Genomic DNA, 24,883 nt, shown 5'->3' with positions numbered 1-24,883 from the left:
TCGATTTCACGACGGGCGACCGGATCGCAACTTTTACGCGAATCGTGAATGCTATCATTTCGCCGTCACTCTGGCAGTCTGCGCTGCCAGTTCTGAGCCAAAACGTCGTCTGGAAGGATTCCCGCCGAATGTTGACGCACACCGCCTGCCTGCCGTCGAACGGCCACGCGGACACACCGCTGTCGCTCGAAACGCGGACAAAGAAGTCACCGGTTTGCGGCGTTTGCCCGGCCTGCGGGTGCTGCGCTGAAGGCGAAAACGGCCCGGCCCGCCGGTACCAATTCTCGACCGCCCGCGGCATCAGTACCTGGTCCCGGTGCAGTCACTGCCGGTCGTATTTCATGCTTGGCAGCTACACGCCGGACGCCGAGACTGAGCACACTCGCCAAATGGCCTGGGGACAGCACGACGCGGGGACTCGGCTGAATGACTTCAAGTCGGACATGTTTCAGGCCGTCCTGAGCCGGATCAGCGACTTCGGCGGACGGCCCGGCCAGTCTCTGCTGGATGTCGGCTGTTCGTTCGGCGGCTTTCTGCTGCAGGCTCGCGAACGCGGGTTTGACGGTTTCGGCATTGATATCGTGCCGGAAGCTGTAGCGTATGTCCGGTCGCAGGGGTTCGACGCCGAACAGTGCGATTCACTGGAAGCCTGCAGCCTGTTTTCGGCCGACCACCCCGTCGACGTCTTGTCGGTTCTGGACGCCCACATCTACTGGCCGAACCAGCAGCGCGAGTTGCGAGCCGCGTGGAAACTTCTGAAACCGGGCGGCCTGCTGGTCATGCGGGCAATCACCAAGAGCCCGTTTGTCACCGCAGGCAACCTTGTCCGACCAGTGCTGCCGGGACTTTCAGACAGACTGATTCGCAGGGCCGTCACGGATCACCGATTCTGCATGCCGCTGAGAAGTCTGCTGGCGACGATTGAAGGCTGCGGTTTTTACATCGAGTCAGCGTCCCCGCGCGGAGCGGCGCACAGTGCGGAATCGTCCGCGGCCGTGCGGGCACTGTTCGCCGCCGGAATTCTGTCGTGGCATTTACTGCGATTCGCGATTGCCCCGGGAGCCCTCGTTGTCGCCCGGAAACGCGCCGCATGATTCCTCGTCATCGTCCACCATTCGGGCTGACTTCACTGCTGAAGCAAAAGCTGCTGAGTCCTCTGTCCGGCAGCCTGACGCAGCTCGAACAGCTCTGCGCCGATTCACTGGCGATCAGGAACGCCGTCTGGCTGCCGTCCGCCCGATACGGAATTTGCCGTACGATCGAACACGTGCTGAACGACAGCGCGGATGTGTATTGCCCGGCGTTTACGTGCCAGGTGGTTCACGAAGCAATCCGACGGTCAGGACGAAGTCTGCAACTGCTGGACTGTCGCCCGGACGGCTTCTTGATGAACGTGAACTCCGCGCCGGTTGATTCAGCGGATTACGGCGTGGTGCTCAGCGAAGTGTTCGGCCATCGGTTCCAGCGCGAACTCGATTCTGCACTGATTCAAAACGCACGGTTGAGAATCATCGATATGGCGATGGCGATCCCCGATCGCCGCGACCTGCGACGCCTGCGCGATCAGGACGTGGCAGTGATCAGTTTCGGGCTCGGGAAGTCTCTGTATTCCGGCTGGGGCGGAATGGCGTTTACTCATGACGACATTGTGGCCGGATATCTGCGGCGGTCGCGAGATCGCTCGATGACACGCCAGCAATTTGCACGAAGCTTCCTGCAGGAAACTGCACTTGGCATCAGGACAGCCGCTCACCAATCCGCGGTCTACGGAATGCTGCGAACGCTGAGTCAGCGACGCCAGGCATCGGCGGCACGTGCCGGTCATCAGCCTGCCACCAGCCGCGCGCCGCTGACGGACGATTTGTCGCCGGAATGGTGGCATCGTCCCACGAAGCTGTCGCTGCGACTCACCGCCGCGAACATTCGACGCGCGGCTGAGTTTGAACGCAGGAGATGTGAACTGGCCGGTATCTACAGTCGAGAACTCTCGCGGCTGGACGGAAGCGTGCTGCGACTGCCGGCCACGGAAAGTCACGGCCTGAGCCACTACAGCATTCGCACGTCGTCGCTGAATCGCGATTCACTCAGACAGCATTTGTGGTCCGCCGGGATCGATACGGCGACGCTGTTTCCGTTCCCCGCCGATTGTCACCCTGCCTGGTTTCCGCACACATCGCGGTTGTGCAGCGAGATCATCAACCTGCCGCTGTCACATCAACTGACAACCAGCCAGGTCGGTCAGATCTGCGAACAAATCCGCGCCTTTCCGTTCGCGACATCAGTTTGCAAAGTCGCAGCGTGACGTGTCGAGCCCGGTTGTTCATCCCGCATGCGAAGTGGGCAACGTAATGTCCAACAGCTCAATTTCGCCACCGGGTCGAACTGTTGCGTCGCCCAGCGCAGCCGGAAGAAGAGTCGTCTGACCTCGCACAAACGGCGATTCGCCTCCCGACCAGGACAGCACCACTTCTCCCGTCAACAGCATCAGAATTCGGAAACTGTCGATCGAACGCAGAGAAAACGCGTCTCCGGTCGAATGCCGCCGAATGACGAAGTGTTCGCACGCCACCAGTTCCTCGCAAAGATGATCGCCCTCGCGGCAACTGCGCGGCACCACGGGATCGACCGGGCCGCGTCCAAAGTCCGTGCAGTTCAGCGATTGTTCCACATGCAATTCGCGAGGCTTTCCGTCCGTGCCCAGCCGGCCCCAGTCGGAAAGCCGAAACGTCAGATTGCTCTGTTGCTGCACTTCGGCCATCACAATTCCCGGTCCCAGTGCATGCACCGTCTGTGCCGGCACGAAAATGCAGTCACCCGTTTTGACGGGAATGATGTGCAGACAATCTTCCAGACTCCGTTCGTTCAACAGCGCCGACGAAAGCTGTTCTCTGGTCACACCGGCCTTGAGTCCGGAACAAATCCTGCTATCGGGATCTGCCTGCAGAATCACCCACGCTTCCGTCTTGCCGTTTTCCGCGGAGTCGCAGCTCCTGGCCTGCAGGTCGTCGGGATGCACCTGCAGCGAGAGCCAGTCGTTGGCATCCAGAAACTTGATCAGCAGCGGGAACTGAGTCACGTGCCGGTGCCGGCCCAGCAGGGCAGCACCTTCGTGTCGCACGAGTTCGGACAATCGCCGGCCTTTCCGGCTTCCACGGGCAACCACGCTGTCACCGGATTTCTGATCGGCGATTTCCCAGCTTTCCGCATAGTCCGCCGCCGTACCGATCGGCTTACCCAGAATTTCGCCCAGCTTGCGACCGCCCCAGCGAGCCTGCTTCAGGATCGGTTCGAAGAAAAGTGGTTCCATGAAACAACGTGCCCCGACTATCCAGAATTCCGCGAGCCGGGAAGAAATGAGACTGTCAGGCTCGCGGCAGTAAGAGTTGCGAAAAGCACCAGTGTCCGCCGCGGCCTGTATGAGAGCCGCGACGCACGGCGGGATTTGTCCGGAATCATCCGCGAATCCGGTGGATGTGGCGAACGAGCGTCATCGAAATCTGTTGACGCGCCGTGCGAGTTCCTCCTGACGCAAACTGCCGGACGAAATGCACCCCCGGCTACGGTGCGGGAGGATATCGAACTCTCAATCCGGATGGTCCATCTGAACCACACCTCGTGCAGACGACGTCTTTGGAGTGCCGCAACGTGTCGCCGCTTTCATGTTCACCGCATCGGAGATTTCACGTGAATCGAACGGCAGCTCAGAAGTTCACCTTTCCTCGAAATCCAAAGCGATGCTGAACCATCGCACTCCAAAACAAGTTCATCCGGGCAACTGGGGTGTCGATCCAAATGCGTTTCAGGCCCGGCGGGCCGACACACCAGCCCGGATTATTCATCATTCTTCGAACGCCGGGAGTCTGATCCCGCCAATTCCCGGTTAGTGCCCGAAGCCGAGTGCGGACAGCCAGCGCCGCTTTTTTCGCGTCTGGACTTCGTCGTCGGTGACGCAACCTTCGATGGCTCCGTTTGCACCAATCGTCAGTCCCAGCTTCCGCGCGTTGGATTCCAGCAGTTCACGTGTGGCCTGCAACTGGGCCACCTGACGAGCGACGCGTGCCCGTTCCAGCGACAGCTCAAGTTCCCCAAGCCGCTGCTGTTGGTTCAGTCGCGCCAGCGTGTGCTCAACTCGTGCCGCAAGCTGTTCGGGCAGCGACGCGGCCAGCGCCTTGAGATCATCCAGCGTCATCAACTGCGGCTGCTGCGATTTTCGCCGAGCGTATTCCGCGACCATCTTCAGCAGTGCTTCTCGCTCCAGAAACACTTTGCGCAGTTCTGATTCCTCCAGCTGGTGCGGATCGACGCAATCCGGCACTTCAAACGGCAGCGGTTCGGTCTCCGCCGGAGGAACCACAGTGTTCGCCGTGATCGTCGTTGCCGGCGTCTCCACAGTCACCGGCGCGGCCGCCGCGCCTGTTCCGGCTGACTCCTGCGTTTCCGGTTCATCGTCACTCAGAAAAGCCAGTCTCAGTTCCGCCAGCGGATCATCGGCGGCTGGCGTTCGTTCCGGCTCCGGCCCCGTGGCTGAGGGCGCCGCGGGAGTCGCATCCGCGGACACCGGCCTCTGCGCGATGGCCGCCAGCAGGCGCTCTTCCAGAGAACTCAGCCGAGTCTCCAGGATCGTGCGAAAGTCGTCCGTCGCAGCGGAAGCGGTGGCTTCAAGACTGTCCTCCAGGCTCGCGATCTGATGAACGAATCCTTCCCGAAGCAATTGCGTCAACAGATGCTCGCGCGGCCCGTCGCGAAACTCCGGAGCCGTCGACTCGTCGCACTGCTGAACGCTGTCACATTCCATTTCGGTTGTCGTCATGTCTGCATCCATTGCCGGTAATTGAGCTGCAGGAAAACCCGCAGCGCATCGTTGAACAGTATGGAACCGAATAAAACGTAGCCTGGAAAGTCGCGATCCGGCTTCACGAAACTGCACTGCGGGATCATTCATCAGCGCCGGGACTCCGGCCTTGCCGGTTATTCGTCCCTTCGAAAATCCATCGCGATTTCGTAAGCTGACGACGAATCGACATCCAACGGAGTCGATGGCAACTTCGCCCGGAACGACTGGTGAACAAACTGATTCTGATTTCACCCCGCCTGCCGCATGGCCGCGTGGAACTGACTGCCGGCGATCTCCCCGTGTCGCTCGGGCGCAGCAGGCGAGCGAACATCACGATCGCCGATGCTCTGTTAAGCCGCCTGCATTCGGAAATTCGGGAAGGCGAACCCGGACAGTTCGAAATCGTCGATCTCGATTCCACAAACCTGACGATCGTGAACGGCCACGACGTGACCGTCAAGGTGCTGTGTACCGGTGACCGCATCTACATTGGCGAAACGGAAATCGTCGTGGAGGTGATTGCGTCGCCGACGAACGCCAGCGAACAGACAACCCGCGACCTCCCCCTGCTGAAACGCCCCACCGATCCGGGAAACGGAAACTCCGGCTGACGGCTCTTGCACAAAGTGATCGCACGGCCGAGGTCCCCTGCCAACCGCTCCGTCGACGATGCGACCGCTGGTCCCGCGTCACTCCGTCACCTGGCCGTCGCGGCGGTTTCCGAAGTACTGATGGACTTTCTGATCGACAACGTACGACACCTGCTTCACCGAACCGTCGCACAGCACGAAGTGGCAGCCGCCGGGATGAGAACTTCCGAACAGACGCGGCTGAGCAGACAGGCCGTCTGGCAACGGACCGCTGATCGTCCAGCGGTTCAGGTCCAGATCGACGCCGCTGTACATCGGCTGATCGTGTCCCGGATCACTGCCGTCACTCCAGCCGCTCTGACTCACTCGCTTTTCGCCGATCAGATACGTGTTCGATGCCCCGTCCGTCACGTCGCGCGGACGAATCGTGCTGCGCAGAAAGGAAACGCCCGTCGCCTGAGACACGTCCCTCCAGGCGTAGCGAGGATCGTCGCCTTCTGCCAGCGACGATGGTCCGCCGAGCGTGCCCGTGATGAAGTCGCCTTCGTTGATGGCATAGTCCGTTTTGGCAACGTTCTGGGGCAGGTTCGCATTGTGGAAGCTCAGATCAGGATTCAATTTCGAAACCTGTTTTCCCGGCCGGCTGGGGCATTTGAACAATGCCAGCGGCGTCCGGCAGAGTTCACCCAGAGCGTCGGCTTTCGCCGCGTCATCCAGTCCGGATCCCAGTTCGGCCAGGTTGTCCTGTTCAATAAAGGGCAGCAATTGATAGACCCAGCCGCCTGGCTGTTTTGGCCCGGTTCCACGATCCGGATCACCCATCCACAGGAAGCCCCAGCCGTTCGACGGATAGTGCTGGTACGTGGCTTCGAAGTTGTGAACGGCAAGGCCCAGTTGCCGCAGGTTGTTCTTACACTGAGTCCGCCGAGCCGCCTCCCGAGTGACCTGCACCGCCGGCAACAGCAACGCCATCAAAATTCCAATGATGGCAATGACAACCAGCAGCTCGATCAGTGAAAATCCACGGCGAAACTGTTGCCGAGATTGGTGACCGATGTTCGTCACTCGTTTGCAGTAGCGCCCCAAGCTTGTCATGAGCCAACATGAAACGTCGTCATTGATCCGTTCGAGTTCAGCTTCCGCGCGGAATCTCTGTGTTGCAACCTTCATCTGAAGTACTCTCTCGTGGCAGCATCGGCCTGTTCCTGAGTGACATGGAAGATGTGAACTGAGTATCCGACGACCGCAACCGGTTCTTCGTCCAGCAGCCAAACGGGCCATCCGGAGTCGTTTGCCCCGCCGCACAAAACATCGGACGTGACAGCATGCCATCCCGGTGTCGGCCGCCGTGTTGGCTTGAGGACGTCGAGGCCAAGATGCCGAGGCTCGTAGATCGCGTGATCATGCAGAATCAGAGGGCGGGCCTCGGGGTGCCCGGCCATCCAGTCCTTCAGGAACAGGAAGTTCTGTCCCCAGTCGAGGTTGCTGTGCAACAGGTATCGCTTACCGTTTTCCGGTCCGCCCGCCGCGAGATTGAAAAACGACAGAGAATTCGGAAAGACCCAGAGACTGCTGAGAAGCATTCCAACAACCGCAGCCGCGGCTACGTTGCGAAAAGCCCCCGGAACGCTCACCCCACGACTAATCGAAATGAACAGAAACGGCAGCGCCGGCAGGCAATAGCGAAGATGGTGACTCATGTTCGTCTGCGCGCTGCATACCCCCAGCACGGCCAGCATCGGGACAATCAGCAGAAACTCGTCAACCGGATGGCATCGCGACACTCCGCGGGCCGCCTGAAGCAGGCCGACGAAAATCAACAGCAGCGTGCCGACGGGGAGCTTTACCAATGCCCCGGCCAGATAGTAGTACCACCATCCTCCCGATTTCCATTTCCCAAACAGATAGGATGGGCGCGGTGCCTCAAAGTCTTTCTTCTGGATATCGATGCCACGCAGGTAATAGACGGGAATCGGAACCGGAAGTCTCCCGACCCACTGGTCTCGAAACCGGTTGCCATACATCCACAGTGATGTCCTTCGTTCCGGGGCGTCGGGGGGAACGGTATCGTGCGGGCCCGCGAGTGCCTGGCTGACAAAGTTGTAGTCTCTCAGTCGGGTTCCCGTGCCTTCGAAGCCGAAACCCAGATTGACGAGAAACATGGCCAGTGCGAACGCCAGCGCCAATTGGCCGGTACGCAGCCGTCTGCCGGGCGAGTTTGCCAAATGTGAATCGACTTCACTGCCTGCCGATGTGCCGGTTCCGCTGCCAGGTGGCACTGCGAATGGAAACAGCACCGAACACACGGACAACAGCCCAAGAATCGCGAACAGCAGGAGGCAGGTAAACTTCACCAGGAGGGCGGTTCCGAGAAACACTCCCAGAGTTGCGCATGAACGCCACGAAGGACGAAGCAGCCAGTTGCGAAATGCGTAACACGTCGCCACGAAGAACGACGCACTCGCAACGTCCGCGGTAATCAGTGTCCCGTGTCCCAGTACAGCGGGCGAAAAGCACCACAAAAGCAGAGCCGCGAAACCGGCTGCTTCGCCGAACAGATCCCGACTCCAGCGGTAGCATGTCCACGCACCAAGCAGACTGAACGGGACACACATCCACCGCGCAAGTTTCAGTTGCCAAAGTGCGCGAGGTCCGTTCAGCTCAAGAAACCGATCTCCGGCAGAGAACTCGCTTCTTATCGAACGCTCCGAACGCAGATAAATCGTCTCGTCGAGGCCAATGCCGGTCAGCTGAGCCGGCACGGCGGCAACCGTTCTGACCAACGGCGGATTCACCGAATACGAGCGGAAGCTCCCGGATTGCCAGATGGACGCTCCGGCCGCGAGGTGCGCTGGCTCATCAACCGTCGGGCTTAGCCGGGTCGCCGCATACATCAGCAACCCGGCATGAACAATCAAGATCAGAATGCAAGCGCACCGACGGGAAGCGGTTACGACGTCCGTACGAAAGCTGACGCGCATGCGACTACATCCCGGAACATTGCTTCCTGTTGAATTTCTTAGGTATTGCGTGACACCCCATGACGGGAGCGCCCTGGTACTGGTAGAGATTTGGCGGAATTTCCGGATTCGCGCAGATGCGTGAACAGGATCCGGCGTCGCAGGAATACGCTGTTACTTCTTCGATCGGCACGATAAGTTCACACTCTCCTCCTTCATCTCCTTCAGCGAACATGTCACTGCCTTCCCTGCAGCTTTCAGGAGTCCAAACGTAGCACTTGTCATTGATCACATAGGCCTGCCAGTTGCTATTGCAGCCATCTACGCAGTTCACCAGACCTCCGGCTACCCAGGACGTCGCAAACACAACGATGCTGAGCCCTACAGCAATGCGCAGTTGATTCATGAAATGCACCTTTCATAAACAAGAGAGAGAGAAAGAGCCGGCATGACGTGGTCCGCGAATCAGTTGCGTGACCTGCGCCAATAAAGCAGTCCGACGAAGGCGGCAGCACCGACACCAACAAGCACCATCCAGAACTGCCGTGTGCGCCGCTGCTGATTCAGAACCTCTGAGTATTCAAATCTCATGTCCGGAGAACCTGTGGCAGCGGCGACCATTGCCTCCGGGCTGCCCTCATTCCTGTAGATCATTCCCGGCGTTGGTTCGATATGGAACTCAATGCCACTGAAATCGGGGTTGAATTCCAGGTTGGCGACTTTCACAGTCTCCACGGAACCCTGAGCACCGCGGCTGTCTGTCCAGCCGGACGGAAACCACCCACGATCGCTATCCTCGTAGTCGATATCGACCTCCTTGTAGATGTCGCCGCTGCTGTCAAGATGCAGCATTCGAACAATCGCGGCATCCCGCGCCATGTCGACCCAGTACTCGCTCGTGAGCTGGGACGGGTGATCCACGGATCGCACAACGACCAGTTCCTGACCGTTGACACTCACTGCTCGATCGTAGTGAAAGTACGACTCCTGGATCGCGTGCCGCAGCGAGGGGAGCGGTGCAATCTGATGCTTGTCATCCTGAACGATGCCATGCGCGCAAAATATCGGATAAAGCACCGGATCGAAGAAGAATGCACGAAACTGCCCGTCGGGGGTGTGATTCATCAATTCAACAGCCGGGATGCCGGGGGCTGCGGGATTTTCGTACTTCTCCCGCGGCTGATACGCCTGAATGTGCTCGCCATCGCAGAGAGCGATTTCGCAGGCAGTGCGACGCATCCCTTCGATCAGGTCATCCCCTTCTTTTTCACTTCTGGACTTGCCATTGTCAAAATCCAGATAAAGACGACGGGTGAATTTAAGGACCGTGTCCTCGACGGGGTCCGGATCGGTTTCCGGGTCAAGTCCCATCGCCTCACTATAGGCTCCCTTCGGAATGACCGTCCGGCAGTCCAGTTCGTAGTAGACCCGATTGGCAATCTGCTGTCGCTGGTTCCACGCGTCAAAAACTTCCCGCATCACGCGCTGGTCGCCAGAGACAAGTGAACCGCCCGACAACCCCAGCGTTGCACCAAGAATTAACTGCATGACGCATTTCATGTCGTCACCTCAATGAGACACCGTAGTAGCGCACGGGAATCTTCAGATTGTGGTCCTCACCGTCCACCGCGACCTGGATGACGACATTTCCGGGCGAGACAAGTCCCGTCTTCGTCACCTGTGTTCGGACAATAAGCGAATGCTCACAGGATAATTCATCGCGACCTGCGTCGACCACTTCAATATCGTCTGAGTCGGAGCCGATACCAGTGAGCCGGAATTCCCGGTCGAGCATCGACCGGATAGTGACCGGAACTTCATGTTGCACCCCGATCTCCGCGGGGGCACACGAGATCATGCGCGCGGGTGCGGCTGTATTTCAGAGGTGACTTCGCCCGAGACCGGAACGACTACCGGAACGGGCTGCTGGCCCGGCAGGATCAGTCTCGCCCGCAGCATTGCATTGAAACTTCCGATTTGATCCGTCGGCGCGGGAGTGACACTCAGCAGCCATTCACCCTGCGACTGCTTGTCCAGCGTGCAACTCAGCCAGTCGTATCGAAGTGGGGTCGCGACTAGTTCAAGCTCGGCATTCTGGTCATGGGCGGTAATTCGAGCGCTGAGCGTCGGCCAACCGCCGCCTACCACCAACGGATTCGACCCGCCAAAGATGATTGCCGGTGGTTCAACAACCACGCGGCGTTCAACGGTGCCCGTTAAGCGCCACGAGCGGATATTCCGAATGCCGTCATCCACTTCGGCAATCAGTTGTGCCGAGAACTCGCGAATCGATCGCGTTGCCTCAACTGCGTCCGACGGCAGCAAATCGATCACCAGATCAACAGACGCCGTATCGCCCGGGAGGACGGTAACCTGCGACGGCTCTAACCGCGTGCATCGACAGGAGCCACGGATGTTTGACAGGGTCACCGGTGCTGTGCCGACATTTTGAATCCAGATTCTGTGCTGAAACTCACGTTGCTCGGCAACCCGCCCGAAATCCAATCCGCTGACTTGCACAGGAGCCGCGCTGAGGACGGCGGTACCACGCCGTGCCGCCATCGACCAGCCACCAACGGCTACGATCAGCAGCAGCAGCACAAGCGAAAGCCCTTCAAGAAGCCGCCCCATGATTCATGCGTCCATCGCAGCCGTCGAAAACGCAGATCGATTGACCATCGCAACTCTCCTTCACAAAAAGTGTGTTGGCACGAGCGGCGCACGACACACGCCGCCTTTGGCGACCTGCAAGGCGACTTGCAAGGCGACTTGCAAGGCGACTTGCAAGGCGACTGCAAGGCGACCTGCAAGGCGACTTGCAAGGCGACTTGCAAGGCGACTTGCTGATGGTACCATGGTGGGTTGTCGTCGTCAATCACCCGTGACGATAAAAGTCTCCGATTTCGCAAAATTGCTGTGATGCTTGTATTCTGTGGATTCGTTCCGATCTGAAGTTTGTCTGCCTGCTGACCGCCAGCCGGAGGCGGGACACTTCGGGAGGGCGGAATACCTGCTGTGCGGTGTGTGATCGAAGGATGCCTGATGCGGCAAAAACGCGGCGCAGCGCCTTTCAGGATTTCTCAGGCGGGAAGACGCAGCTCGTTTAACCCGTGGCCGACAGGCCAGGTGGTGCGAAACCGGCGACGGCCTGGCCTGTCGGCCACGGGGTAAACGATTCAATATCCTTAACGCCATTGCCATTGACCTCTCGTTCGACCTCTCGTTTAACCTCTCGTTCCGAAGCTCCAGCTTTGGAACGCCTATCCCGGAAGCTCTGCTTCCACGATGTCACGGCGGCCGCTGCCAGCACCACCCGCGCGAAGCGGGCTTCGAGGACATGCGGTCCCAGGCAGGAGCCTGGGACCGAGTTCGCTAAACAGTTGCCGCTGCGGGTGCCCGGCCTGGCGCTGCTGGTGCTGGTCAGTTCGCAGACGGGGATGTTTTACTTTCGGTATCTGCTGCCGGCGTTTGGTTTCGTGTTCGTGTGGATCAGTCAGACGGCTGACCTCATCACACGCGGCCGCGCGTGGTGCCGCTGGCTGGCGCTGGCGGCCTGCGGCTGGATGACATTCAGCAGTCTGTCGGTGTACCCGCATTCGCTTTCGTATTTCAATGAACTGGTCGGCGGGCCTGAGAATGGTTTTCGGGTGATGAACGATGCGAATCTGGACTGGGGCCAGGATCTGATTTACCTGCGGGAATGGATCGAAGACAACCCGTCGGCGAAAGGAGTTGTTCTGCGGTATTTCGGTCCCGTGGATCCTCCGCGAGTCGGTATCAACTGTCGAATAGCCGGTGACCGATCGAGTGCCGATTTCGATCGGCCAATCACGGCTGATGATGCTGACTGGTACGCCGTCAGTGTGACTCACCTGACGAACAAGGCGTCCGTCGCAGCATCGCTGCCGGAAGGTTACGACGGCCAGAGTCTTTTGTGGCACCGGACGCTTTACAACCGCGAACCGGAAGTCCGGATCGGGTATTCGATTCACATCTACCGGCTGAGGGACGAGCCCGGTTCGCCGTCGTCGGTTTTGCGAACGAAACGGTAGCCCGTGCCGCGGATGGACAGCAGACGGCGGCGATTTCCGGAATCACGCCGCACATCCGTCGGCAAGAATTCGCGACGGGGTATCACCTTCACGAACGATCCCCTTGGCATGGAATCGCCGTTTCGCAGCAGTCGTCCGGGAGTTCAAGCGACCACAGGGTGTACTCTCACTCGGATAAGACCTGACATGACATGGTTTGAAACTCTCACAGGATGCGTCGAAGAATCGCCGGAACGAGTGTGGGACCAGTTCGAGATTGACGGTCGAATTCTGCGTTCTCGTCTCAATGGCAGGTCGTGGCAGTTTGGTTAACTCGAAACACCATCGCTTGCGCAATTGCGTGAACGTGCTCGTCGTGCGGGGCCTGAAGCGATGTGGAGTACGGACACCTGTTGCCCGGAAGAACCCTTTTTTCCAGACAAAATCGCGGGCCGCTTGTCTCACTGATTGTGAACGTCAAGAATCTCAAATCGTTAGCGGACACCGATGCCATGTATGGTTGTGTTGGCGAACAGGCGAAAAGTGAGGGCAGTACCGATGCCGGTTGACGAGTCAATTTCATCCGTTTTGAGCAGGCGGTTTTTCCCAGGGCGCCGGCGCGGCTTCACGCTGATTGAGATGGTCATGGCGGGTACCGTCATCGCAGTTCTGGTGTCGCTGCTGCTGCCTGCGCTGCATTCGGCCCGCAACGCAGCTCGGATGGTGCAGTGCCGCAACAACCTTTCTCAACTGGGAATCGCGATCTACAACTATGAAGCCGCGACGGGCGTGTATCCTCCGGGGACGGTGAATCCTCCTGGACCGATCTTCAACGAACCGCAGGGCTATCACATGGGCTGGCTGGTTCAGCTTCTGCCAGCGCTGGAACAGGGATCCCTGTACAACGGCATGGATCCGCGCTTTGGAGTCTACGAGGCGGAAAACGCGGCGCTTGCCGGTGCCTCGATCGCCTCGATGCATTGTCCGATCAGCAACCGGAGTTCCATTGGCGGATTCTGGTCAACCAGCTATGCGGCAGTGACCGGAGGCAGTGACGTGCCGATTTCGATGACCAATGACGGACTGTTTTTTTTGAACAGCAGCACCAGTATGAAACAGATCCGCGACGGGGCCTCCAACACGATTATGCTGGGTGAACGGCAACAGAACAGCGTGCCGAACGGTATCGATCTGGGCTGGTCATCGGGAACAGCGGCGTCATTGCGCAACACGGGAGTCCCCATGAACTCGTCGGCGGGAATGGACACGTTCGGCGAAGACGGTGACGGCACGGGAGGCTTCGGCAGCCAGCATGGTCCGGGGGCGATGTTCCTGTTCGCTGACGGATCGGTCACATTTCTCAGCGAGAAGATCGACGCGGCGACGTTCAGCAATCTCGGCACGCGAGACAGCGGCAGAGACGTTGCCGGAATCAAATTCCGGTCCGGCGACGGATTCTGACTTCAGAATCTTCGCGGAACTTTGATTCCCGCTAATAGGCGTGGATGTCCGCGTTGCGGTACTGCCGCGACGGCTGCGGCGTTGTGATGCTGCGGCCGAAGGCTGTGCGCTGGTGTGGAATCGGAAGTGCGACGGAAGCCGCGACGCGACGCTGCTCGCTTTGTGAGGCATTCCAGGCGTCCCATTGTTCCGCCATGCGGCAGAACGCCTCCACGCGGCACGCCCGGCGGATATGAATCGGGTCCAGTCCGTACCAGTCGAGTTCCGGCTTCACGACAGCAACGTTCAATCTGCGGGCCAGTTCGACAACGCGGTCGTCAAGTTCCGCGGTCGCGTTTTGAATATCCGGCAGTTCCATCCTTCGGAACGGAAACAGCACACTTGCGAAGAATCGAAATCGTCTCGGCGAAAGACTGTCCACCGATTCCCGCGGCGGACGTGTCAGGACGATGTCGATGTCGGCGCGGAACTCCCGCAATCGCTCAATCGACTGGTTCGCAGCCTGGACAACGTCATCACTGCTGCAACCGTAGACCAGGTCGTTTCCCAGGTCTGTGACCAGAGCGACAGGCCGTGTCTGCGTTTCTGAATTTGCCTTCAGAGCATTCCAGATTTGTGAGTCCAGGATGCCCGGCAGCGACCGGTGGGCGAACCGGCTGGGGCCGAGATACGAACGCCCCAGCCCACCGGCGGCAAAAATGTCCAGAGGCGCCGACAACCCGATTCGCAGGGCGCTGATCAGGTGCCGCCAGCCGAAAGTGACATTGCTGGCTCCCAGCAGGACAACCGTTTGCCTGGACATGAATGAAGCACGTCGCTGTAGGTTCGGTAGGCCGTCGAAACAGTCGCGAACAGTCGGCCCGCGACACGGAATCCGACTTGTGAACTCCGTGTCGCGTCAGTCCGCTATTCCGCCTTCTCAAAGTCAGCGGCCCGCAGCGCTTCGTACCCTGATTTCAGAGGACGGATGTCGTACCCTTTTTCGCGCAGCAGCTTTGAAGCGACCAGGACGCGGCCTCCGCTGCGGCAGTGAACATAGATCGGCATGTCCTTTGGAAGCAGCTTCTGTTGTTCGGCGGAAAACTCACCCGTGCGAATGACACTCAGCGGAAGCAGTTGTGCCAGCCTGAGATGTCCGGCGTTCCATTCGTCCGGTTCGCGGACATCCAGCAGCAGTGCCTGCTTCGCAACGACTCGTTTCATGACGTCCTGAACGGTATCCGTCGTGTGGCCGCTTTCCGTGAATGTCGCGACGGGAACGACCGGCCGGGCGGCGGCGGCGAACACAGCGGCGGACGCATCGCCGCCGGACTGCAGGTATGCCACCAGATCCAGGATTTCCTCACGAGACAGATTGTTTAGCAATCCCTTCGGCATCATCGACGTCTTTGACGTGAACATCTCGTCGATCTCTTCACGCCGGACATTTGTCAGCCGGCCCGGGTCGAGCATGTTTTCGCTGACCATCAGCATGTCGCCGTTCAGGTTGACGACGCGGCCGACGACCTGTCTTCCGTCTTCAAGGACAAACACGGTCGCTTCATACTGATCGCTGATGACCTTGCTGGGATCCACGAGCGATTCCAGCAGAGTGCGAGCGTCAAAACGGCGGCCTACTCCGGTCAGATCAGGTCCGACGATGCCTCCTTCCGCGGCGAAGCGATGGCACTTGAAACACCCCGTCGCTTCAAACATTTTTCGGCCGTTGTCAAAGCTGCGACCGCTCAGTCCGGCCTCCACATCGGCCAGCAGATCGCTGATTGTCCAGTCCCTGACGAAGGGTCGGCTGGCCGCGTCAATCGAAGGTTCGGCCGGTTCCGGAGTCAGGGCGAGCACATCCTTGAGCGACTCCTTCTCGGATTCACTCAGTGTTTCGATGGCTTCGCTGCGGATGTTCTTCAGAAATCCGCTGAATGAATGCCCGCCGCGCATGTTGGCGGACGTGACGAACCACCGGAAATAGCGCTCGCGAAGAGCCGGCGTCCAGCCGTTCTTCAGAGTTCGCAGACAAAGCGCGTAATGCATCTGCTCTTCCTGCGTCGGCGCGTCTTCCATCAGCGGGACAGCTTTGGCGGCCACGCTGCTGTCACCCAGATAAACCAGCAACGCACAGAGTTCCCGATTGATCCTGGAACTGCCGGACGGAAAGCGCTGCGAAAGGTGGGCCGCAATCTGCGTGGCGAGATCTCCGGACGGGCGACCCATCCGGATGAAGGTCAGTTCCAGAACCCGCAGCGCCGCCAGACTCTGTTCTTCTGTCAGTGTGTCACCGCCAAGCGTGGCCATCGACGTGATGACGGCGTCCGCCAGTTGCGGCTTACCGTTCCGTGCCAGCGCCAGCAGCGCGGTGATCTTCGCGTCGACGCTGGAATTCTCCGCCAGAGCCCGGTCTTCCCATTCGGACACCGGTCGATGCTCAATGGCAATGCGAGCGGCGAACCGAATGTTGCGGTCGGAGTGACCAAGATACCGCCACGCTTCGTCAACGGCGTTCTCGGCATCGTCGCGATGCAGGGCTTCCAGCCGATGGCGAACATCGCGCAATTCGGCTCCTTCGGCGGTGCCATCCGTCACGGCTGCGGTGGATTCGCTGCCGGTGTACGTCACGCGGTAAAGAGCCGACTGAGTTCGCCGGCCGCCGATCGTGAAGTACATCGCGCGGTCCACGGGATTGATGACCATGTCCGTCACCGGAAGCGGGGCAGCGGAAACGAACCGCTCGGCTTCTCCGCTGAATGTCGAACCTGTCGGAGTCAGATGGACGGCGTAGATCATGCCGTAGCTCCAGTCCGCGATGAACAGCGACTTCTGGTATTTGGCGGGAAACTTTGCTCCCGTGCCGAACGCGATCCCCGTGGGCGAACCGGGACCGATGTCAACGACGGACGGCAGGCTGTCGGGGTACCACGTCGGCCACTTGCCGGTGCCGGAACGCCAGCCGAACTCGGCGCCGCTGGTCGCGTGATTCACGCGAGTCGGCCGGTACCAGGGAGACCCAACATCCCATTCCATGTCGGCGTCGTATGTAAACAGCTCGCCGTCGCTGTTGAAGGCGATGTCGTATTCGTTGCGAAAACCGCTGGCGTGCAGTTCCCATTGTTTGCCGTCCCGACTGACGTTGGCGATCCACCCGCCGGGAGCCATGCGGCCCACGGCATGACCGCCGGCGTCCCACATGCGAGGCAGCAATTGATCTTCGTCCCAGTTACGGGGAACTCGCGACCGGTCAAATTCCGGAATGTTGGTGTGATTTCCGGCACAGACATAGAGCGACTTGCCGTCGGGAGCCAGCACAATCGCGTGCGGGCCGTGTTCGCTGGCCCCGTCCAGATGCCTCAGCACTTCGACGGTGTCAAAATGGTCGTCGTTGTCCGAATCGGTGACGCGATACAGACCGCTCTTGAATTCGTCGTTACCGTTGACCATGACGTACAGAGCGTCGAATGCGTACAACAACCCCTGCGCCATTCCCAGTTCCACGTCGATCAGTTCCACCTGCGTTTCCGAATCCGATCCGATCGGCGGCGGAGTCACGCGGTACAGTTTTCCATATTGGTCCGAAACGATCAGCCGGCCTTTGGGGTCGGAAGCCATGCTGACCCATGAACCAAACTGCTCACTGCGCACCGCGTACAGGAGTTCGACTTTGAAGTCCTGAAGCGTCTTGATGCTTTCGACGGGAGTCGCCTTCGGTTCGGGCGGGGCGTCGTCGGTCAGCACGATGGAAGCCAACTGCATCTGTCCCGGCCGTGACATCGGATCGAGACGAATTGACGTGACCGAGCCGTCCGTTTTGAACCAGATCTGATATTCGCGGAACTGATTTCCGTTGCCGCGGATTTCGGATTTGACGGAGCGTGCTTCTGACGTTTCACCGTCCTTTTCCGTCGTCCAGAAGACCTGAGCGCTGGTTCGACCCCGATACTTTGCGGTGATGGTCAGAGCGTGCCAGCCGGCCGCGGACTTCGCGACGCTGGCGGTCAGGAACGGGTCATTTCCCGTGGCATCGATTGTCAGGTGTCCGTCGCTGACACTCAGCGCGGCCTGATCGTTGGCGGACCAGCCGGATTCGGGAGTCTCAAATTCCCAGCGGGCAAATTCGTCAGCTTGCGTTGCGGCGCAAACACACAGCGAACACACAATCAGCAACAGCAGTCTCATGGAACAGGTCTCGTTCAGGTAGGCGGAATGCAGGCGGGCGGCAAGCGTCACGACGCGGACCAGTCTGAGGACAAACACCGCCTGAATCAAGTCCTGGCGAGGAACCCGACGCATCGAACAGTGATCCCCCGTCTGGCAAAAAACGCAGAGCCTTTTCGTCGCGGACCATTGGTGCTGTGGAACGGCGGAGTCTCCCGAAACCGCTGTTACGGATTCCCGGCGACGTCGAATCCCGGAGGTTTCGGCTGGAGCTCGTAGCCGCTGACATCTTCAACGTGACAGGAGCGAGCCGCAGCCTGGCGACAATTTGTCGCGGACGACAGTCGTCGTCTTCAGCGTGACAAACGCACGCGCGACACGGTACGCTCCGCGGCTGATCGCAGGCAGGTCGCTTGCACGAGACCAAACGGACAATTCACGTGAACCACGGTGCGGGATGTATCTTTTCCAGCTTGCTGATCGCCTGGCAAAGGGCCTGAGTCAGTTGGAACCCGCAAGGTTGCAGAGCCACCGGCGATTCATCCTTGCACACCAGATGCCTGACGGCGGCTTTCGAGGCCGCGAAGGCGAATCCGACTTGTACTACACCGGATTTGCCGTGCGAGGTCTTGCGGTCACCGGCGGAATCGGTGACGCGGCACGTGACGCCATCGAGCGATACCTGAGCACGATCGAACCGCTTTCTCTGGGAGCCATCGACCTGCTGAGCTGGCTGTATAGTGCTCTTGTCGTTCAAACAGCGGGTGGCGGCAATCTGCTGGAGGGTCAGGAAACGTCGTTCGCGAACTCCGTGGCCGCAATGCTTGAAGCGACACGCACAGAAGACGGCGGCTACGCCAAAAATACAACCGGAGCCGCCGGCAGCACGTATCAATCGTTCATGGTATCGCTGACGTATGAACTCATCGGCCGTGTTCAGCCGCGGCCAAACGCTGTTATTCAGTTTCTCTACGACCGGCAGCGCGACGACGGTGGTTTTGTCGAAATTGCTCCCATGCGGCGCAGCGGCACAAACCCCACGGCAGCGGCCGTCGCACTGCTGAACAAGCTGAACGGTATGGACGACGATATCGCCGACGACGTGCTGGGATTTCTCACGGACGTCGCCAGCTCAGAAGGCGGATTTCAGGCGAACACACGGATCCCCTTCGCCGATGGCCTGTCAACGTTTACCGGCCTGTTGACGGCACAGGATCTCGGCCGACGCGATCTGCTTCGGCCGGACCGGCTGCTGGCATGGCTGACGGAGTCGCTCGAATTTCCCGACGGCGGATTTCGCGGCGCGAGCTGGGACCAGCAGGCCGATGTCGAATACACGTTCTACGGGCTGGGAATACTCGGGCTGCTGCATTCGGAAGGAACGACAGGAGCATGAACCGCGATCCCGTCAGTGTTCAGCGAATTCAGTGGAACCGCGTGTGTCCCGGCCTCTTGCTGCTGAAAGCTCCCGCTGCAGCGCTTTCCGTTCAGGCTCTGATTCCGGCGCTGTGCTGTTTGCTGATTTGCAGTGCCGGACGGATGGTGCTGGCCCACCTGCTCGGCGAACCCGCGAATCCCGACGCCATCTCATCCCCGGACCGCGTCGGAGACTGGACCAATTCGATCAGACAATGGTTGCCCGCGCCGCTGCAGACGATTCTTGATTCCGCCTGGAGCCTGCTGGTGCGACCGACGTCAGATCCGGTCCGCAATGCACTTGCGCTGGTTTGGCACGCTGCGGTTGTCGGCCTCACGGGAGTTGCTGTTGCCAGATCCACGGCGGCTTCGGTCTGTCGCCAAAACAGGCTGGGCGTCATTCCGTCCGTGCAGTTTTCCGCAAAGAACTGCGGAACGCTGCTGACTTCGACCACAATCGCCGCCGCATTCGTCGCTGGCCTCTTGCTCATTTGCCACATCGCGCGCTGGACACGGGATGTTGCCGCCGTCGGAGAATTGATTGTTTCTATCGCGTTGCCGCTGGTTCTTCTGGCGGTGCTGTGCCTGGAGATCACCGCGATGCTGTGTCTCACAGGCTGGTTCCTGGCACTCGCGGCAATCGGAACGGATCAGTGCGACGGTTCAGATGCCCTGAGCCGCGGTATCAGCTACGTGGTGTCTCATCCGATCGCTGCGCTGTGCTGCGCGTTGGCGACCGCATGTCTGATGGCGGCCTTCGGTCTCGCCGCCGAATTTGTCTTTCACGCTGCGGACGCGGTGCTGAACGGGATCTTCACCGGCATTTCCTGGCAATCAAAAATCGCTGAACAGGTCACCGATTTCTGGCGCAGAATCTGGGAACGGATTCCCGAAGCATACCGCCTTGCGATCTTCTACTGCGGCACAACGATCACCTACCTGGTGCTGCGCCATCGCGAAGACGGGATCTCCCTGGACGAGATGGACGGCGGTCAACCAGGAAACGCCACGGTCTGAAAACATCCGCGGTGAACGAAACGCCGGCTGACATCGCGCGGCGGATCTGCCAAAAGGACGCTCACTTCTTCTTTGGTCGAAACGCGACCGGCCGTTCCGGATTCGTCTGCAGAAACGGCCTGCCAATCAGGTCGACGCAATACGGAACCGCCGGGAAAACCGTGTCAGCCGGCAGGTGAATCGCGACAGTTCGCCGTCTTCCTGCGGCCACAGAACCAAGTGCCAGTAATTGGGTTTCATCCCGAACGGCTCGAACGGCTGTTCGAAGAACACGCCGTCACGCAGTACACGAGAACTCTTCCGTTCGCCACGGTTGCGGAAGTGATGGGCGAGGTCGTGTTCAACATGAATCCCTCGGTGAATGCGGCGCTGAAAGATCGCGCTGAGACTTTACCGGTTTCGGTCAGTGCCTTTTATGCTGGCCGCGGCGAACACTGATGCTTTCTGCACGTTTTAACCCACGAGCCCGAACGCCTCATTCCTACCCGTGAGCGGTATATCAGAAGCTCAACGGGATCGAGCCGCACGTTTCCGCCGTGATGGTCCGGGATTCGGTCGGGCAACTGGCACCCGTGATTCGCAAACCGGGTGCGAGGACACCTTTGCTGCGGGGCTACAACATTCGCATTCTGGACGGCAACCATTTCGCGGCCACCGAACATCGACTGCCGGAAACGCGTCGGGAAACAGCCGCTCCCCTGCCAGGTCAGGCGCTCGTCGTGCTGGACCCGGACGTGCGCCTGGCGATCGATGTGATTCCGTGTAAGGACGGTCATGCTCAGGAACGTTCGCTGCTGGATCAGGTGCTGCCGTCCGTGCGGCTGAAGGATCTGTGGATCGCGGACAGAAACTTCTGCACCCTGGGATTTCTGTTCGGCATCGCGCGACGCAAAGGTCGCTTTCTGATTCGGCACCACGCCAACATGCCGCTGCGGTTCACCGGTCGCCGCAAGTTGATCGGACAATCGGACACCGGCAAAGTGTTCGAGCAGCCCGCGGTCATCACAGATCCGGAAACCGGTGACACGATGACAATCCGCTGCATCACGGTTCGCCTGAACGCGGCGACTCGGGACGGCGAACGGGAACTTTGCCTGCTCAGCAACCTGTCGAAGACCGCGGCCGACGCACTGAAGGTCGCCGAGCTGTACCGCAAACGGTGGAGTGTGGAAACCATGTTTCAGGAGATGACCGAAAACCTGACGTGCGAAATCCGGACGCTGGGTTATCCGCGAGCCGCCGTGTTCGCCTTCTGCCTTGCTCTGATGGCGCGGAACGGAATCTCCGTGATTCATGCGGCTCTGCGAAACGTGCATGGCGAGGACACCGTGGAACAGAATCTGTCGAACTATTACGTGGCGCTGGAAATCGCTCAGGTGTACAACGGCATGATGATCGCCATCCCGCTCGCCGAGTGGGAGATCTGTCAGAACCTCACCACGGCGAAGCTGGCTTCCGTGTTAAAGCAACTCACGGCCAAAGTGGACCTGAGAAAGTTTCAAAAGAGCAAGCGCGGTCCCAAACGTCCGCAACCCAAACGCACGTACTCCGGCAACGGACAACACGTCGCCACCGCAAAGCTGCTCGCCAGAAGAAACAACTGATCGCTCACCTTCAAAGGGCTGCCCTGTCGCGCCTGTTGCCGCCACAAAAAAAAACAGCCCGAACGACGGTCGCCCGAACCGTGGTCGCCTGGCGGTTGGCGATGGAACGCCATGACGCAGAAGCCCAATTTTCAATTCTCAGGATTCCCGCGAAATTCGCGCACACGCCGCGTGTCCTGTGCACACCTCGGAGTGTGAGTCGTCGAAATGACAGCTCGTCCACTTCCCTTCCGGTTTGAGCAAGGACATCCCCATGATCGATGAAAGCAGTCAGGCCATCCGACGCTGGGAAGACGACGGCGGCCCCGCACCTCCGCCTCGCCATCCCGAAACCTCCGGACCGCCATCCACCCCGCGTCACGACGCGCCCGATCCGGCGAGTTCGCGCGGGCTGATTGATCTGATCGTGCTGCCGTATCGCGAATATTCCGTTCAGTTTCGTGAGCGCATCGACGCGCTGCGCGAACGGTTGACAGGCTACCCGCCCGAAGCGGCCACGCAGTTCGTCATTGTGGACACTCAGCGAGTCGAGCGTCTGGGAGTCTGCCTGGTGGGTGTCCTGCATTCGGCGGCCGGTGCGTTGCGAGTTCACAATCGGCGGCTGGTGCTTGTGGGCGACCTCGGCGGAATGCTGCGGGTGACTCGGCTGAATGAAGTCTGCCCGTTGTTTCCAAACCGGGCAGCCGCGTTCCGCTGGTGTCACAACAATCTGCGAGACGACGACGGTATGATGGCCGGCGTGACGTAGGAAGCGAGCTTCCGCTCTCCCGAGACGTACCCCCATGTCTGACCTGACCGAAAAACTGATCCCTGCTCTGCAGGCCGGCGACATGACCGCGTTTCCGGCTGTGTACGAACAGATGGCCACGCGCGCTCGCGGAATGATGAAGGCGATTCTGGCCGGCAGGAACCCGGCTCAACGAATGGAAGAAAGCGACCTGCTGAACAGCGTCTGGATGCACATCGCCGCCAATCCGGCGGGCACGCTGGCCAGTCTCACGACATCGGACGAACTGGCGGGCCGGCTGCATCGGCTGTTGCTGCAGCGCTGGATTCAGCAGTGCCGCAGACAAACGGCTCAGAAACGAGGAGGCCAAAATCCAACCCCGTTCAGCCAGCTTCACGGCGAGAACGACTGCCCGCTGCAGATTCCCGACCATCGCCTGGCAGTTCAGGAATTCGACAGCCAGATCCAGGCGATTCTGGAGTGCTGGCCTGAAGGGTCGCACGAACGTCAGATCGTGTTGCTGTTGCTGGAAGGACTGACTCAGCAGGAAATCGCCGACCGGCTGAACCTGTCTCGTCACAAGGTCGGCCGGTATATTCGCGGTCTGATCACACCTGTCGTCGTTCGATTCATTTCGGGCGACGAATCTGAAGGAAGGGCTGCCAGTCCATGACCTGGAAACCTCGGGATCTCCCCAAAGATCAACGTCGAGAAATTGTGCGCCTGGCAGACGGTTTCGAAGCCGACGAGAACGCCAGTCTGGCCGACGCGCTGTGCGTCGCTGATGGATTCGACCGAGCCTGTCGCGACGAGCTGCTGGCGGAACTGCTCATTGTGTACATCGGCAGGATCATTGCGCGTGACGAAACTGTCGTCGCAGAGCAAATTGCCGCTGGACTCGGGTGCAACGTGGAAGTTGTCGCCTACGCAGCCACTCAGCGCAGCGGGATGCGTCGCCGGCGATACCTCCAGCAGCGACTGTCACCCGTACGGATCAACGAACCCTGCCGGCCCGCATCGCCGACCGCTATGACCTCGATCACGTAATTGGGCGCAGGCGGTTTCGGGGAAGTCGGATGCTATTTCGATCGACAGAATCCCGGCAGGCGTGTCGCCATCAAACTTTCGCGGCCCGACAGCGACGGATTTGGTGAACACATGCTTGATGAAGAAGCGCAGTCGCTGATCAGGGCCGAAGGACATCACGGCATTATCACGCTGCTCGACCATTTGGTCGTCGACGCGAACGGCAACGGCCCAACCGACGGCGTCCCTCGACGACACGCGCTCGTGATGCAGTTCATCGAGGGTGAGAGTCTGGAGGAGAACCGGCCCGCGCTAATGCACCTTCCGGCATCGGATCGCCACAACACTGCGGTCAGATGGACGACTCGGATCGGCGAAGCAACCGGCTTTCTGCATCGCAAGGGCGTCATTCACCGGGATCTGAAACCAGCCAATGTGCTGCTGGATTCCGACGGCCATCTGCGAGTGACGGACTTCGGGCCGCATGGACCCGCACAGCCGGCGTCCATTCGCTGGCCGATCCGGCCGGGACCGCTGCGTACTCTCGCCGCAAATTGCCGAAGCATGGCTCATGCGGAAACCTTACACGCCACGCAGGCAGGACGATGTCTACGCTATCGGCGTGATGTTTTCCTCTTTCTCACCGGGCAGTTTCCATATGAACGAACCGGCGATGATCAAGCGGCCCGGAACACACTGCTCGACCGGATCGCACGCGGTGACCGCAGCCGGGTTGTCCTGTCCCAGGCCGGAGTCGGCAGCGGATTGATCGAACTGGTCGACGCCTGCCTCGCCGTTGACCCCGACAACCGCCCGGCTACGGGTGACGACTTCGTCCTGCGGCTCAAGGGGAACTTCCGTGTCACCGTGCCAGGCCATCGCCGTACGGTTGGAGCAAACTTCGACCTCGATCTCGGTGGAGCCGGACACGGCGGCCAACCGCCTTTCCGTTCTGATCACGGCCACTCTGACGACGATGCATCGACTTCCGCCACGGCTCCGGGCGGTCGGCCCCCGGCTTCGACCAACGGGCAGCCGAGCTGTTTGTCGGGCGTGACGATCTGCTCGCCTGGCTGG

General features: G+C 59.9%; 24 protein-coding genes and 1 pseudogene. 13 read left to right on the top strand and 12 right to left on the bottom strand.

Features of this window, described 5'->3' with window-relative positions:
* Positions 1 to 128 precede the first annotated feature (128 nt).
* Positions 129 to 1,094: a methyltransferase domain-containing protein gene (locus tag R3C19_00685; GenBank protein MEZ6058857.1), complete on the top strand. Its 966-nt coding sequence runs from the start codon at positions 129 to 131 to the stop codon at positions 1,092 to 1,094.
* Positions 1,091 to 2,302: a DegT/DnrJ/EryC1/StrS family aminotransferase gene (locus tag R3C19_00680; protein ID MEZ6058856.1), complete on the top strand. Its 1,212-nt coding sequence runs from the start codon at positions 1,091 to 1,093 to the stop codon at positions 2,300 to 2,302. The genes R3C19_00685 and R3C19_00680 overlap by 4 nt, the downstream gene beginning before the upstream one ends.
* 18 nt (positions 2,303 to 2,320) lie before the next feature.
* On the opposite strand, the gene R3C19_00675 is transcribed toward R3C19_00680, so the two are convergent.
* Both R3C19_00675 and R3C19_00670 read right to left on the bottom strand, forming a co-directional pair.
* Complete coding sequence (locus R3C19_00675; GenBank protein MEZ6058855.1) at positions 2,321 to 3,307, bottom strand: type I phosphomannose isomerase catalytic subunit; 987 nt, start codon at positions 3,305 to 3,307, stop codon at positions 2,321 to 2,323.
* 573 nt (positions 3,308 to 3,880) lie between these two features.
* Positions 3,881 to 4,810 carry a hypothetical protein gene (locus R3C19_00670; GenBank protein ID MEZ6058854.1) on the bottom strand — a complete coding sequence of 310 codons (930 nt, stop codon included), beginning with the start codon at positions 4,808 to 4,810 and terminating at the stop codon, positions 3,881 to 3,883.
* A gap of 251 nt (positions 4,811 to 5,061) precedes the next feature.
* Here R3C19_00670 and R3C19_00665 point away from each other — a divergent pair, with 251 nt between their 5' ends.
* Positions 5,062 to 5,445, top strand: a complete 384-nt coding sequence (locus R3C19_00665) for an FHA domain-containing protein (GenBank protein ID MEZ6058853.1) — start codon at positions 5,062 to 5,064, stop codon at positions 5,443 to 5,445.
* A 78-nt stretch (positions 5,446 to 5,523) separates the two neighbouring features.
* On the opposite strand, the gene R3C19_00660 is transcribed toward R3C19_00665, so the two are convergent.
* The 6 genes from R3C19_00660 to R3C19_00635 all read right to left on the bottom strand — a co-directional run bounded on the left by R3C19_00660 (position 5,524) and on the right by R3C19_00635 (position 11,015).
* Positions 5,524 to 6,519, bottom strand: a complete 996-nt coding sequence (locus R3C19_00660; protein ID MEZ6058852.1) for a DUF1559 domain-containing protein — start codon at positions 6,517 to 6,519, stop codon at positions 5,524 to 5,526.
* A 71-nt stretch (positions 6,520 to 6,590) separates the two neighbouring features.
* Positions 6,591 to 8,186: a glycosyltransferase family 39 protein gene (locus tag R3C19_00655; protein ID MEZ6058851.1), complete on the bottom strand. Its 1,596-nt coding sequence runs from the start codon at positions 8,184 to 8,186 to the stop codon at positions 6,591 to 6,593.
* Positions 8,187 to 8,409: 223 nt separating this feature from the next.
* The gene (locus R3C19_00650) at positions 8,410 to 8,790 is read right to left on the bottom strand and encodes a hypothetical protein (GenBank protein MEZ6058850.1); all 381 of its coding nucleotides are present in this window, start codon (positions 8,788 to 8,790) and stop codon (positions 8,410 to 8,412) included.
* Positions 8,791 to 8,849: 59 nt separating this feature from the next.
* Positions 8,850 to 9,944 (bottom strand): hypothetical protein, encoded by a 1,095-nt coding sequence (locus R3C19_00645; GenBank protein ID MEZ6058849.1) that lies wholly within the window; start codon positions 9,942 to 9,944, stop codon positions 8,850 to 8,852.
* 4 nt (positions 9,945 to 9,948) lie between these two features.
* On the bottom strand, positions 9,949 to 10,212 hold the full coding sequence (locus R3C19_00640) for a hypothetical protein (protein MEZ6058848.1): 264 nt from the start codon (positions 10,210 to 10,212) through the stop codon (positions 9,949 to 9,951).
* 26 nt (positions 10,213 to 10,238) lie between these two features.
* Positions 10,239 to 11,015, bottom strand: a complete 777-nt coding sequence (locus tag R3C19_00635) for a DUF1573 domain-containing protein (protein MEZ6058847.1) — start codon at positions 11,013 to 11,015, stop codon at positions 10,239 to 10,241.
* A gap of 749 nt (positions 11,016 to 11,764) precedes the next feature.
* Here R3C19_00635 and R3C19_00630 point away from each other — a divergent pair.
* The gene (locus R3C19_00630) at positions 11,765 to 12,436 is read left to right on the top strand and encodes a hypothetical protein (GenBank protein ID MEZ6058846.1); all 672 of its coding nucleotides are present in this window, start codon (positions 11,765 to 11,767) and stop codon (positions 12,434 to 12,436) included.
* Positions 12,437 to 12,909: 473 nt separating this feature from the next.
* Here R3C19_00630 and R3C19_00625 read toward each other — a convergent pair whose 3' ends face one another.
* The gene (locus R3C19_00625) at positions 12,910 to 13,062 is read right to left on the bottom strand and encodes a hypothetical protein (protein ID MEZ6058845.1); all 153 of its coding nucleotides are present in this window, start codon (positions 13,060 to 13,062) and stop codon (positions 12,910 to 12,912) included.
* Between R3C19_00625 and R3C19_00620 the strand changes: the two genes are divergently transcribed.
* On the top strand, positions 13,061 to 13,876 hold the full coding sequence (locus tag R3C19_00620) for a DUF1559 domain-containing protein (GenBank protein ID MEZ6058844.1): 816 nt from the start codon (positions 13,061 to 13,063) through the stop codon (positions 13,874 to 13,876). The genes R3C19_00625 and R3C19_00620 overlap by 2 nt on opposite strands.
* A 31-nt stretch (positions 13,877 to 13,907) precedes the next feature.
* Here the strand turns inward: R3C19_00620 and R3C19_00615 are convergent, their stop codons facing one another.
* Entirely contained in the window at positions 13,908 to 14,678 is a 771-nt protein-coding gene (locus R3C19_00615) for a hypothetical protein (protein MEZ6058843.1), read from the bottom strand.
* Positions 14,679 to 14,782: 104 nt separating this feature from the next.
* A complete protein-coding gene (locus R3C19_00610) occupies positions 14,783 to 18,151 on the bottom strand; it encodes a rhodanese-like domain-containing protein (GenBank protein ID MEZ6058842.1) in 3,369 nt (1,122 codons plus the stop codon).
* A gap of 322 nt (positions 18,152 to 18,473) precedes the next feature.
* Here R3C19_00610 and R3C19_00605 point away from each other — a divergent pair, with 322 nt between their 5' ends.
* From R3C19_00605 to R3C19_00570, 8 genes and pseudogenes are all read left to right on the top strand, one after another.
* A complete protein-coding gene (locus tag R3C19_00605) occupies positions 18,474 to 19,412 on the top strand; it encodes a prenyltransferase/squalene oxidase repeat-containing protein (GenBank protein MEZ6058841.1) in 939 nt (312 codons plus the stop codon).
* Positions 19,409 to 20,449, top strand: a complete 1,041-nt coding sequence (locus R3C19_00600; protein ID MEZ6058840.1) for a hypothetical protein — start codon at positions 19,409 to 19,411, stop codon at positions 20,447 to 20,449. The genes R3C19_00605 and R3C19_00600 overlap by 4 nt, the downstream gene beginning before the upstream one ends.
* Before the next feature lie 219 nt (positions 20,450 to 20,668).
* Positions 20,669 to 20,887, top strand: coding sequence for a hypothetical protein (locus R3C19_00595; GenBank protein ID MEZ6058839.1), 219 nt, complete (start codon positions 20,669 to 20,671; stop codon positions 20,885 to 20,887).
* Positions 20,888 to 20,988: 101 nt separating this feature from the next.
* Positions 20,989 to 22,053, top strand: coding sequence for a transposase (locus R3C19_00590; GenBank protein ID MEZ6058838.1), 1,065 nt, complete (start codon positions 20,989 to 20,991; stop codon positions 22,051 to 22,053).
* Between the two features lie 253 nt (positions 22,054 to 22,306).
* Positions 22,307 to 22,801, top strand: a complete 495-nt coding sequence (locus R3C19_00585) for a hypothetical protein (protein MEZ6058837.1) — start codon at positions 22,307 to 22,309, stop codon at positions 22,799 to 22,801.
* 34 nt (positions 22,802 to 22,835) lie between these two features.
* On the top strand, positions 22,836 to 23,453 hold the full coding sequence (locus R3C19_00580) for an ECF-type sigma factor (protein ID MEZ6058836.1): 618 nt from the start codon (positions 22,836 to 22,838) through the stop codon (positions 23,451 to 23,453).
* Entirely contained in the window at positions 23,450 to 23,827 is a 378-nt protein-coding gene (locus R3C19_00575; protein MEZ6058835.1) for a hypothetical protein, read from the top strand. Before R3C19_00580 ends, R3C19_00575 begins: the two co-directional genes overlap by 4 nt.
* Positions 23,828 to 24,274 (top strand): annotated as a pseudogene (locus tag R3C19_00570) (protein kinase).
* Positions 24,275 to 24,415: 141 nt separating this feature from the next.
* Here R3C19_00570 and R3C19_00565 read toward each other — a convergent pair.
* Entirely contained in the window at positions 24,416 to 24,745 is a 330-nt protein-coding gene (locus R3C19_00565) for a hypothetical protein (GenBank protein ID MEZ6058834.1), read from the bottom strand.
* Positions 24,746 to 24,883: the final 138 nt, after the last annotated feature.

The organism is Planctomycetaceae bacterium (genome assembly GCA_041398785.1).
Taxonomy (GTDB): Bacteria; Planctomycetota; Planctomycetia; order Planctomycetales; family Planctomycetaceae; genus JAWKUA01.
This window is presented reverse-complemented; position numbering and strand designations above follow the sequence as displayed.

Excerpts from the sequence above, each read along its gene's own strand:
- R3C19_00660 (MEZ6058852.1), bottom strand. The coding sequence starts at position 6,519 with ATGACAAGCTTGGGGCGCTACTGCAAACGAGTGACGAACATCGGTCAC.
- R3C19_00585 (MEZ6058837.1), top strand. The coding sequence starts at position 22,307 with ATGATCGATGAAAGCAGTCAGGCCATCCGACGCTGGGAAGACGACGGC.
- R3C19_00605 (MEZ6058841.1), top strand. The coding sequence starts at position 18,474 with ATGTATCTTTTCCAGCTTGCTGATCGCCTGGCAAAGGGCCTGAGTCAG.
- R3C19_00580 (MEZ6058836.1), top strand. The coding sequence starts at position 22,836 with ATGTCTGACCTGACCGAAAAACTGATCCCTGCTCTGCAGGCCGGCGAC.
- R3C19_00575 (MEZ6058835.1), top strand. The coding sequence starts at position 23,450 with ATGACCTGGAAACCTCGGGATCTCCCCAAAGATCAACGTCGAGAAATT.
- R3C19_00610 (MEZ6058842.1), bottom strand. The coding sequence starts at position 18,151 with ATGCGTCGGGTTCCTCGCCAGGACTTGATTCAGGCGGTGTTTGTCCTC.
- R3C19_00650 (MEZ6058850.1), bottom strand. The coding sequence starts at position 8,790 with ATGAATCAACTGCGCATTGCTGTAGGGCTCAGCATCGTTGTGTTTGCG.
- R3C19_00645 (MEZ6058849.1), bottom strand. The coding sequence starts at position 9,944 with ATGAAATGCGTCATGCAGTTAATTCTTGGTGCAACGCTGGGGTTGTCG.
- R3C19_00685 (MEZ6058857.1), top strand. The coding sequence starts at position 129 with ATGTTGACGCACACCGCCTGCCTGCCGTCGAACGGCCACGCGGACACA.
- R3C19_00615 (MEZ6058843.1), bottom strand. The coding sequence starts at position 14,678 with ATGTCCAGGCAAACGGTTGTCCTGCTGGGAGCCAGCAATGTCACTTTC.
- R3C19_00620 (MEZ6058844.1), top strand. The coding sequence starts at position 13,061 with ATGGCGGGTACCGTCATCGCAGTTCTGGTGTCGCTGCTGCTGCCTGCG.
- R3C19_00670 (MEZ6058854.1), bottom strand. The coding sequence starts at position 4,810 with ATGACGACAACCGAAATGGAATGTGACAGCGTTCAGCAGTGCGACGAG.
- R3C19_00600 (MEZ6058840.1), top strand. The coding sequence starts at position 19,409 with ATGAACCGCGATCCCGTCAGTGTTCAGCGAATTCAGTGGAACCGCGTG.
- R3C19_00635 (MEZ6058847.1), bottom strand. The coding sequence starts at position 11,015 with ATGGGGCGGCTTCTTGAAGGGCTTTCGCTTGTGCTGCTGCTGCTGATC.
- R3C19_00680 (MEZ6058856.1), top strand. The coding sequence starts at position 1,091 with ATGATTCCTCGTCATCGTCCACCATTCGGGCTGACTTCACTGCTGAAG.
- R3C19_00675 (MEZ6058855.1), bottom strand. The coding sequence starts at position 3,307 with ATGGAACCACTTTTCTTCGAACCGATCCTGAAGCAGGCTCGCTGGGGC.
- R3C19_00590 (MEZ6058838.1), top strand. The coding sequence starts at position 20,989 with ATGGTCCGGGATTCGGTCGGGCAACTGGCACCCGTGATTCGCAAACCG.
- R3C19_00625 (MEZ6058845.1), bottom strand. The coding sequence starts at position 13,062 with ATGACCATCTCAATCAGCGTGAAGCCGCGCCGGCGCCCTGGGAAAAAC.